The following is a 9,451-nucleotide window of genomic DNA, read 5'->3' on the forward strand; positions in this document are numbered from 1 at the left end:
CGGTGAGCAGGCTGCCGCCGTCGTCGAGCACCCGCACGTCGGGGTGCACCTTGGCCGCGAAGTAGGCGAAGTACGCGGCCAGCGGCGCGGCGGCCGTCGTCTGTCCGCCGGCCCGTAACGACTCCCCGGGCGGCGCAAAGGCCAGGGAACGGGCTGCCCGGCGCCCGGGGCACCGACCGCCCGGACGGACCCGTCGTGGTCGCCGGCCGGTAACGGCTTCCCGGACGGTGCCGATGCCTGGGAAGGGGCCGCCTCCGCCCGGCCGGTGGCGCACGGCGGGGCCCAACGGGACACGCCGCGACGGCCCCGGGCGCCTGCCGGGAGAGGCAGGGGGCACCGGGGCCGTCGGGGAGGGGTGTCAGCGCTGCTTGCGGCTGTAGAGCCAGATGGTGGGCGGGGCGAGCAGCGCGACGAGGATGACGCAGGCCAGCAGGCCGGCGCCCATCTCGCCCGAGGTCACCGTGCCGTGCATCAGCCCGCGGGTGGCGGTCGCGGCGTGGGTGACCGGGTTCAGCTTCACCACCGCCTCCAGCCAACCCGGCATCGTCTGCGACGGGGCCAGGATGTTGCTGCCGAAGAGCAGCACGAACTGCAGGAGGTTGACCACACCGGCGGCGGCGGCCGGCTGTGGGATCAGTACCGCGAACAGCATCCACAGCCAGTTGACGCTGAAGGTGAACAGTTGCAGGTAGAGCAGGGCGAGCACCACGCCGGACAGGCCGCCCTCCGCCCGGAAGCCCAGTAGCAGGCCCACCGACAGCGGCACGACCGACGTCAGGGCGTACCGCACGGCGTCGCCGGCCATGGCGCCGACCAGCACGGCGGGCTGCCAGATGGGTGTGCTGCGAACCCGGTCGAACATGCCGGTCGCGATGTCCCGGTTGAGCGTCAACGCGCTCATCATGCTCGACGACACCAGCGACAGGACGATCACGCCGGGGAGGAAGAACTGCAGGTATTCCCGAGGCGACCCGGCGATCGCGCCACCGAGCAGGTAGGTGAAGACCAGCGTCAGGACGATCGGGAAGACCACCGCGGTGCCCAGGTGGTCGTGCACGTAGCGGAGCTTGATCAGATTCCGCCAGGCGAACGTGCGGACGGCGAACAGCGCGCCGGGACGTGGTGGCCGTTCCGCGCCGGCCACCGACCGGCTGAAGATCTCGGCCGGCAGCGGCCGCACCTCCGTGCTGGGTGTCGTCATGCCCGTACCTCTGCTTCCTCTTCTTCGCTGGCGTCGAGCGTCGAGTGACCGGTGAGGGCGAGGAACACCGTGTCCAGCGAGGGCTGGCCGAGCGTGAAGTCGTCGACGTGGATGCCGGCCCGCGCCAGCTCGCCCAGGGCCAGCGCCGCCCGGTCGGGATCGGTCACCCGCACCGACAGCCGCGCGGGATCGGCGTCGAGGTCGACGGAGGCGCCGACGGCCCCGGCGAGCAGGGTGCCCGCGTCGGCCCGGCGCTCGGGGTCACGCAGCCGGACCTCGAGCACGCCGGCGGCGCGGCTCGCCTTCAGCTCCGGCGGCGTGCCCTGGGCCACGATGCGGCCGTGGTCGATGAGCGTCAGCTCGTCGGCGAGGTGGTCCGCCTCGTCGAGGTACTGCGTGGTCAGCAGGACGGTGCCCCCCTCCCGGACCAACCCCCGGATCATCTCCCAGACCTCGCTGCGGCTGCGCGGATCGAGGCCGGTGGTCGGCTCGTCGAGGAACAGCAGCTCGGGGGCGACCACCATGCTCGCGGCCACGTCGATGCGCCGCCGCTGCCCGCCGGAGAAGGTGCTCACCAGCCGATTGCCGACCTCGCTGAGGTCGAACGCCTCCATCAGCTGCTCCGCCCGCGCGGCCGCGGACGCGTGTCTGAGGCCCTGCAGGCGGCCGGCGAGGATCAGGTTCTGCATGCCGGTCAGGTCCTCGTCGAGGGACATGGTCTGGCCGGTGAGGCCGATGCGGCGCCGGACCTCGGCGGCCTCGCGGACCACGTCGTGCCCGAGCACGGACGCGGTGCCGGAGGTCGGTCGCATCAGCGTGGCGAGCACCTTGATGGCCGTCGTCTTTCCGGCCCCGTTCGGGCCCAGCACCCCGTGGATCGTCCCGGCGCGCACCACCAGGTCCAGTCCGTCGACCGCGCGCGTCTGCCCGAAGACCTTTACCAGCTCGCGGGTCTCGATGGCCAAGGCCGGATTGGTAGTCATGCTCACTCCTGTCGCGTCACAGGCGAACTCGGGCAGCTGGATCACGAAGTCCCGTCGAGGCAAAACTACAAGAGCCGCTTATATCAGTCAAGGCTGCTATTAGTCGCGGGCCGAATTCAGTCGGGCGGGTCCAGCCAGAGGTTCGCCGCGTCGTACCAGCGGTCCACGTGCGGCAGCGGGATCGCGCCCCGCACCCGGGAACTGGTCAGGTGCGCGATGGTCGGCTCGCAGGCCAGGATCGGCACGATCGCCACGTCCTGGAGCACCTGCCGGTCGACCCGGTGCCACAGCTCCTCCGCCTCGGCCTCCGTCCGGGCGGACAGCGCGCGGTCGATCAGGTCGTCGACGACCGGGTTGTGGTAGCCGCCGTAGTTGGCGGTGCCGGCGGCGGTGTTGGACTGGAACATGGGCTGGACGTACGACCGCCCGTTGTTGCCGAACCAGTCCGGCATCCAGGCGGCCGGGGTGATGTCCCACTCCCCCGCCGCCGCGCGGGCCGGGTCCTGGAGGATGCGGTAGTACTCGTCGGTCTGGTCGATCTCCACCAGCCGGACGTCGACGCCGCCCGCGCCCAGGTCCTCGGCGATCGCCTTGGCCACCTGACCGTGCACCGCGTCGATCCGGTAGATCATGGTGAGTCGCAGCCCGTCGGGGTACCCGGCCTCGGCGAGCAGTTCCCGGCAGCGGGCCCGGTCGCCCCGGTCCCCGGGCGTCGGGTACGGGTCGTACTCGCGGTGACCGAAGTTGCCCGGCGGGATGGCCGTGTGCGCGGGCCGGGTCACCGTGCCGATGTCCATGTCGTCGAAGAACCGGACCAGCCGCGCCTTGTCCACGGCGTACGCGATCGCCAGCCGGACGCCCCGCTTGCGCAGCGCCCCCCGCTCGTGGGGGCTGTGCAGGTTGAACGCCAGGTAGGGGTTCAACGCCCAGCCGAGGTTCCGGTCGGCGTCGGTGGCGCGCCGGCGGGGGCTGCCCACGGCGGCGCCCCACGACAGGTCGGCCGCCCCGCTCTCGATCTCGGCGCGGACCCGCTCGTCGCTCACCCTCGCCATCCGGACCTCGATGCGGTCCACGTAGCGGCGGCGGATCGGGTCGGCGTCGGCCCGCCAGGCGGGGTTGTGGTCCATGGTCAGGTGGCTGCCCCGGGCGTAGCTGGTGATGCGGTACGGCCCGTTGGAACGGACCAGCCGCGCGAAGTCCGGACCGTCCGGGACGAGGTCGTCGAACTCCCGCGGGGCGGCGGAGGCGAACGGCATCGCCAGCAGGTTGAGCATGTCGTTGGCGGGGCGCAGCAGCTCGATCACCAGGGTCCGGTCGTCCTTGGCCCACAGGCCGCGGATCTCGTGACTGTTCTGGTAGTCGGCCAATTCGGCGGCGGTGGGCGTACGACCGGCGAAGCGCGCGCGGTAGCCCTCGGCGAACTCCGCCATGCCGGCGACGGTGCTCGTGTAGTAGGCGATGGCGCCGGCCCCGGCGACCGGGTTGGCCATCCGCTTGAAGCCGCGCACGAAGTCCCCGGCGGTCACCGGCCGGGGCGGGTCGGTGTCCCACCGGACCCCGTCGCGCAGGCGGATCGTGTACGTGCGGCCGTCCTCGCTGAGCCCGCCGTTGTCCACCGTGGGCAGTTCGGCGGCCACGTCGGGCACCGGCACCAGCGCGGCGGCGTCCTCGGTGGTCGGGTAGCTGAACAGCTGCCGGGCGAAGAGCCGGATGACCTGGTGGGAGAAGGCGTAGTAGGCGGCGGCGGGGTCCAGGTGGTCGAGGCCACCGGGCCCGTAGTAGCGCAGCGTGCCGCCGTGGCGAGGCTGCTGGTCGTGGTCCGGCACGGGTCTGCGGCCCCTTCCCTGGGTCAGGCCGGCACGCCGACCGCGACGGACATGACCGACGAGGTGCCGACGACCCGGTCCAGGCGCAGCCCGGCCGCGGTGAACAGCGGTTCCAGCTCGGCGGCGGTGCGTTCCTGGCCGGTGCGCGCGGCGAGCATCATGAAGTCCATCTCCTTGCTCTGGTGCGCGTCGTTGCCCTCGGGGACGACCGCGTCGATCACGAGCACCCGGCCGTGCGCGGGCATGACCCGGCGGCAGTTCGTCAGGATCCGGACGCTGTCCTCGTCGCCCCAGTTGTGCAGGATGCGCTTGAGCACGTGCACGTCGGCGTGGGGCACCTCGCGGAGGAAGTCGCCCTCGACCACCTTCCAGCGCCCCGCCACGTCCGGGGCGTCCAGCCGGTGCCGGGCGACCACCTCCGCACGGTCCAGCAGCACGCCCTGCAGGCCGGGGTGCTCGCGCAGGACGGTGAGCAGGAAGCCGCCCCGGCCGCCGCCGACGTCCGCCACGGTGCCGGTGGCGGGGAAGTCGCCGGCGCGGGCGAGGATGAGGTGTTCCGCCGCGCTGACCGTCTCCATGCCCTCGTAGTAGAGCGCCTCGACCTCGGCGTCGCCGTCGAAGTAGGCGTCCAGCGAGCTGCCGAAGATGTCGGCGAAGGCGGGCCGTTCCGGCCCCAGCGCGCTCGCCACCCGGTGGCTCATCGTCCAGAACATCGTGTCGGTGAACATGAGGATGCCGGCCCGCGCGGGCACCGGCGAGTCCGATCGCAGCGCCGCGCCCTTGTCGGTGAGCGCGAACCGGCCGTCGGATTCGCGGACCACGTCGCGGACCGCCAGCAGGCGCAGCACCCGCCGGAGCGCGTCCGCGTCGGTGCCCGTCGCGGCGGCCAGCTCGGCGGGCGTACGGGGGCCGTCGACCAGGTGGTCGGCGACGCCGATGGTGGCGGCGGCCCGCAGGGCTGCCGCGTAGGTGTAGCCCATCGCCTCCTCGTAGAGGGCCAGCGCCGACTGCAACCTGTCCATGTCCCCTCCGGCCCGTGATGGCGGACTCTGCCGCTGCACTGGGTCGAATGCTATACCTGAGTCAAGTGCCTGTCAGGTGCCGCGAGGGCCAGGAGCGCAACTTGCGCAATAGTCCTGACCATGTCCGCTTGAGAAAGTGATTGCAGTTCCCGGCCCGGAACGCCGCCGAGCTCCGGGCCCGCCGTCGGCTACGAAGGGATCACCGTGAGCCGTACCGTGGAGTCCCCTGGCCCGGCCACCGTGTCGGCGTCACCGGCGCAGAGTCCGCTGCGCACCGCGTCCTGGGCCCGCATCCGCGAGCTGTTCGCCCTGGACCCGACGACCGTGCACCTCAACACGGGGACGGTCGGCGCGATGCCGTACGAGGTGCTGGACACCGTGGACCGGGTGACCCGGCAGTGGACCGGCGGCCTGCTCGACGTCTACCGCCCGGCGATGTTCACCGAGTACCGGGACGCCATCGCCAGGACGTTCGGCGTGGACGGGGACGAGATCGTGATCTGCCACAACGCCACCGAGGGGGTCGCCCGGGTCATCCACGGCCTCGACCTGCGCGAGGGCGACGAGGTGGTGACGACCACGCACGAGTGCTACTCCGTGCTGTCCAACTTCAACCTGCTGCGCAACCGGTTCGGGGTGGTGCTCAAGACCGTCACCCCGCCGTCCGGCCACGAGGTGCGCGCGGAGGAGATCGTCGAGCTGGTCGAAGCCGCGATCACGCCCCGGACGAAGGTGCTCTCGTTCGCCGCGATCACCCTGTTCACCGGGACGATGTTCCCGATCCGGCAGCTGTGCGAGCTGGCGCACCGGCACGGGCTGACCACCGTCATCGACGGCGCGCTGATCCCCGGCATGCTCGACATCGACCTGCGCGCGACCGGGGCGGACTTCATCACCTGCTCCGGGTCGAAGTTCCAGTGCGGCCCGCTGGGCACCGGCCTGATCTACGTCCGCAACAAGGTCGTCCCCGAGCACAACCCGCTGCCGCTGCCCACGTTCTGGCCGCTCATCTCGACCTGGTACCCGATGATGGGCAGCCCGCCGCCGCGGACCAGCACCGCCGTGGAGAGCTACAACATGGGCGACTTCCTGCAGAGCGCCGGCAGCGCCAACCTGGCGCGGGGCGCCGCCCTGGCCCGGGCCTTCGAGCTGTGGGACGACATCGGCCGCGACCGCATCGAGGCGTACATCATGGACCTCGCCGAGTACGCCCGCGGCCGGCTCATCGACGCGTTCGGCGCCGAGGCGATGTACTCCCCCGGCGCCGACCCGCGGCTGCGCTCGCCGCTGCTCGCGTTCAACCCGTTCCGGCGGCCCGAGGACGCCTGGAACATCAAGAAGTTCATCGGCTTCGTCAAGCGCCTGGAGACCGAGCACCGGATCTGGACCCGCTGGACGGAGTTCGACGTGCCCGGCTCACCGCACCAGCACTACGCGGCGCGCATCACCACCCACCTGTTCAACAACCGGGAAGAGATCGACCACACCGTACGGACGATGGTCCGCCTCGCCGAGGAGATGTCCTGACGTGACGCAGGCGCGCAGTGCACCGACGACGAACGACACCCGACGGTGGGGCACCCTGCGGCTGCTCGGGCCGGCCGCCGTCCACCAGGCGGACCCGGCGGCCGCCTGGTCGCCGGCCGAGCGCCAGTTGCTGCGGCTGTGCACCCGGCAGCTGATCAGCTACCGCCCGGAACCCGACCCGGGCGACTGGCGTGCCCTCGCGCCGGTCGCCGACCTGGCCGCCGACGTCCCGTCGACCTACAACGCCGGCCTGGGCGCCAGCCACCGCAGCTACGTGGTCCACCTGCGCCCCGGGGTGCTCTGGGACACGCCGACCCCCCGCCCGGTGACGGCGCACGACGTCGTACGCGGCTTCAAGCGGCTGGCCAACCCGCTCACCCGGCACCCCGCTCTGGCGTACTTCCGGGGCACCCTGCGGGGCATGGGCCGGTACTGCGACGAGTACGCCGCGGCGGTCGCCGGCCGCCCGGTCACCGCCGCGCTGCTCGCCGGCTTCCAGGACGCCCACGACATCCCCGGAGTGTTCGCCGTCGACGACGAGACGGTGGTCTTCGAGCTGGACCGCCCGGCGCTGGACTTCGTCGACATGCTGGCCCAGAGCGGCGCCTCCCCGACGCCGGCGGAGTACGACGCCCACCTGCCGGGCAGCGTCGACCTGCACGAGCACCTGGTCGCCAACGGCCCGTACCGCGTCGTGTCGTGGCGCCCGGGGGGCACGATCCGGCTGGAGCCGAACCCGGCGTGGCACGCGGAGACCGACCCGATCCGCCAGCAGCGGTTCGACGCCGTCGAGTTCCGCGTCGCCACGGGCGGACCGCGTGAACTGACCGACCGGCTCGCCGCCGACGACGCCGACCTGCCGTGGGGCGTGCCGAGCGGCCCGGTGCCCGGTCACCGGCTCGATCCCTGCCTGGTGTTCAACCTGCGCGACCCCGCCAACCCGGCCGTCGCCGACGCCGCGGTGCGCCGGGTCGTCGCCGGGGCGGTCGACCGGGCGGCGCTGGTGCGCATCGCCCGGGCCGCCGACCCGTGGTCCGAGGTCCGCGCCGCGCACACCGTCGTGCCCCCCGGCAACGACGGACACCGGCAGCCCGACCCGCTCACCGACCCGACCCCCGACGCCGACGCGGACCCGCGCGAGCGGCTCGCCGCCGCGGGGCACCCGGACGGGCTCACCCTGACCGCGGTGCATCCCGACACGGCCGAGGACCTGGCGCTGGCCCGGTCGTGGGCGGCCGACCTCGGCGCCGCCGGCATCGACGTACGCCTGGTCGCGCTCGACGACGCCAACCACCGGGCCCTGCTCGCCGGCACGGGCGACGCGCCCGCCCTCCGGTGGGACCTGGCGGTGGCCGTGTTCACCGCGCCCTGGGCCTACGGCAACGCCCGGGTGTTCCTGCAACCGCTGGTCGGCGAGGGGCCCGGCAATCCCGGCGGCTACCGCGACGCCCGGGTCGACGGGCTGGTCGAGCGCGCGCTGGACGCCGCCGACCCGCGCGAGGCGGTCGCGCGGTGGCAGGAGGTGGAACGGCTGCTGCTCGCCGACGCCGCGGTCGTACCCCTGCTGTTCCGGCGGGCCACGGACGCCGCGCCGCGTGGGCCCCGGGTGCGGCGCGCGACCGCCCTGCCGGCGCTCGCCGGTCTGCCCGACCTCGCCGACGTGCGGCTCGGGGTGGACCGGTGACCGGTGCCGCCGCCGACGCGGTGGTCGCCGACTACCTCGCGCTCGGGCTGCGGATGGGCCGGCTCGTCGAGGGCTACGTCGACTGCTGGTTCGGTGACCCGGCCCTCGCCGAGCGGGTCGCCGCGGAGCCGGCGCCGGACCCGGCGGAGCTGGCCGGGCAGGCCCGCGACCTGCTGCGCCGCCTGGGCGACGCGGACCTCGACGCGGAGCGGCGGCGGTTCCTCGCCGCGCAACTGACCGCGGTGGAGTGCGCGGCCCGGCGGGCGGCGGGCGAGCAGATCGGCTTCCTGGCCGAGGTGGAGACCTACTTCGACGTCGAGGTGGGGCTGGGCGACCCGGACCGGTACGCCGCCGCCCACGACGCCATCGACGCGCTGCTGCCGGGCACCGGCCCGCTGATGGACAAGGTCGAGGCGTTCTACGCCCGCAACGTGGTGCCGCCGGAGCGGCTGGGCCACGCCGTGCGGGCCGTCGCCGACGCGCTGCGCGCCCGCGCCCGGCCGCTGCTCGGCCTGCCCGACGCCGAGCGGGTCGACATCGAGGTGGTGCGCGACCGGCCGTGGAACGCGTTCAACCGGTACCACGGCGGCTTCCGATCGACGGTGACGCTGAACGAGACGGCGGGGCGGACCATCGCCGTGCTGCCGCTGATGGCCACCCACGAGGCGTACCCTGGCCACCACACCGAGCACTGCCTCAAGGAGGCCGGCCTGGTGCTCGCCCGGGGCTGGGACGAGCACCGGATCGCCCTGGTCAACACCCCGCAGTGCCTGGTGGCGGAGGGAACGGCCGAACACGCGGCGGCGGCGCTGCTCGGGCCCGGCTGGGGACGGTGGACCACCGAGGTGCTGGCCGACGAGGGGGTGCCCGTCGAGGGCGAACTCGTCGAGCGGATGGTGGGGCTCGTCAACGAGCTGATGCCGGCCCGGCAGGACGCGGCGATCCTGCTGCACGACCGGGGGGCGTCGATCGACGACGCGGTGGAGCACCTGCACCGGTGGCTGCTGCTGCCACGCGACCGGGCCGAGCAGATCGCCACCTTCCTGACGGACCCGCTGTGGCGGGCCTACTCGGTGACGTACATCGAGGGGGCCCGGCTGGTCGGCGGGTGGCTCGGCGGGGCGCCGGCCCCCAGATCGGAAGAACCAACCCCAAATAGCCCCACAACTGAAAACACATCGGCTGAACTCGAGTGAGGATGAAAATTA

At 73.2% G+C, this 9,451-nt stretch carries 7 protein-coding genes and 1 pseudogene; 3 read left to right on the forward strand and 5 right to left on the reverse strand.

Going from position 1 to position 9,451, the window contains the following annotated elements; all coding sequences use genetic code 11:
* The 5 genes and pseudogenes from AB0L34_RS30865 to AB0L34_RS30885 form a co-directional block, all read right to left on the reverse strand.
* Positions 1-94, reverse strand: a pseudogene (locus tag AB0L34_RS30865) (transcriptional regulator); the annotation flags it as partial.
* Positions 95-358: 264 nt separating this feature from the next.
* Positions 359-1,201 carry an ABC transporter permease gene (locus AB0L34_RS30870; RefSeq protein WP_363708830.1) on the reverse strand — a complete coding sequence of 281 codons (843 nt, stop codon included), beginning with the start codon at positions 1,199-1,201 and terminating at the stop codon, positions 359-361.
* Entirely contained in the window at positions 1,198-2,184 is a 987-nt protein-coding gene (locus AB0L34_RS30875) for an ATP-binding cassette domain-containing protein (RefSeq protein ID WP_357463019.1), read from the reverse strand. The genes AB0L34_RS30870 and AB0L34_RS30875 overlap by 4 nt, the downstream gene beginning before the upstream one ends.
* A 116-nt stretch (positions 2,185-2,300) precedes the next feature.
* Entirely contained in the window at positions 2,301-4,010 is a 1,710-nt protein-coding gene (locus tag AB0L34_RS30880; RefSeq protein ID WP_363708832.1) for an ABC transporter substrate-binding protein, read from the reverse strand.
* 23 nt (positions 4,011-4,033) lie between these two features.
* Positions 4,034-5,032, reverse strand: a complete 999-nt coding sequence (locus AB0L34_RS30885; protein WP_357699568.1) for a methyltransferase — start codon at positions 5,030-5,032, stop codon at positions 4,034-4,036.
* A 204-nt stretch (positions 5,033-5,236) separates the two neighbouring features.
* Between AB0L34_RS30885 and AB0L34_RS30890 the strand changes: the two genes are divergently transcribed.
* Genes AB0L34_RS30890 through AB0L34_RS30900 form a run of 3 tightly spaced genes read left to right on the forward strand, consistent with a single transcriptional unit; the run spans position 5,237 to position 9,439 of the window.
* Positions 5,237-6,559: an aminotransferase class V-fold PLP-dependent enzyme gene (locus AB0L34_RS30890; RefSeq protein ID WP_363708834.1), complete on the forward strand. Its 1,323-nt coding sequence runs from the start codon at positions 5,237-5,239 to the stop codon at positions 6,557-6,559.
* A gap of 1 nt (position 6,560) precedes the next feature.
* On the forward strand, positions 6,561-8,243 hold the full coding sequence (locus tag AB0L34_RS30895) for an ABC transporter substrate-binding protein (protein ID WP_363708836.1): 1,683 nt from the start codon (positions 6,561-6,563) through the stop codon (positions 8,241-8,243).
* 53 nt (positions 8,244-8,296) lie between these two features.
* The gene (locus AB0L34_RS30900) at positions 8,297-9,439 is read left to right on the forward strand and encodes a DUF885 domain-containing protein (protein ID WP_363708838.1); all 1,143 of its coding nucleotides are present in this window, start codon (positions 8,297-8,299) and stop codon (positions 9,437-9,439) included.
* Positions 9,440-9,451 lie beyond the last annotated feature (12 nt).

This window comes from Micromonospora sp. NPDC052213 (assembly GCF_040679695.1).
Lineage (GTDB): Bacteria > Actinomycetota > Actinomycetes > Mycobacteriales > Micromonosporaceae > Micromonospora.

Coding starts and splice junctions, on each gene's coding strand:
- AB0L34_RS30885 (WP_357699568.1), bottom strand. CDS start 5,032: ATGGACAGGTTGCAGTCGGCGCTGGCCCTCTACGAGGAGGCGATGGGC.
- AB0L34_RS30900 (WP_363708838.1), top strand. CDS start 8,297: ATGGGCCGGCTCGTCGAGGGCTACGTCGACTGCTGGTTCGGTGACCCG.
- AB0L34_RS30875 (WP_357463019.1), bottom strand. CDS start 2,184: ATGACTACCAATCCGGCCTTGGCCATCGAGACCCGCGAGCTGGTAAAG.
- AB0L34_RS30870 (WP_363708830.1), bottom strand. CDS start 1,201: ATGACGACACCCAGCACGGAGGTGCGGCCGCTGCCGGCCGAGATCTTC.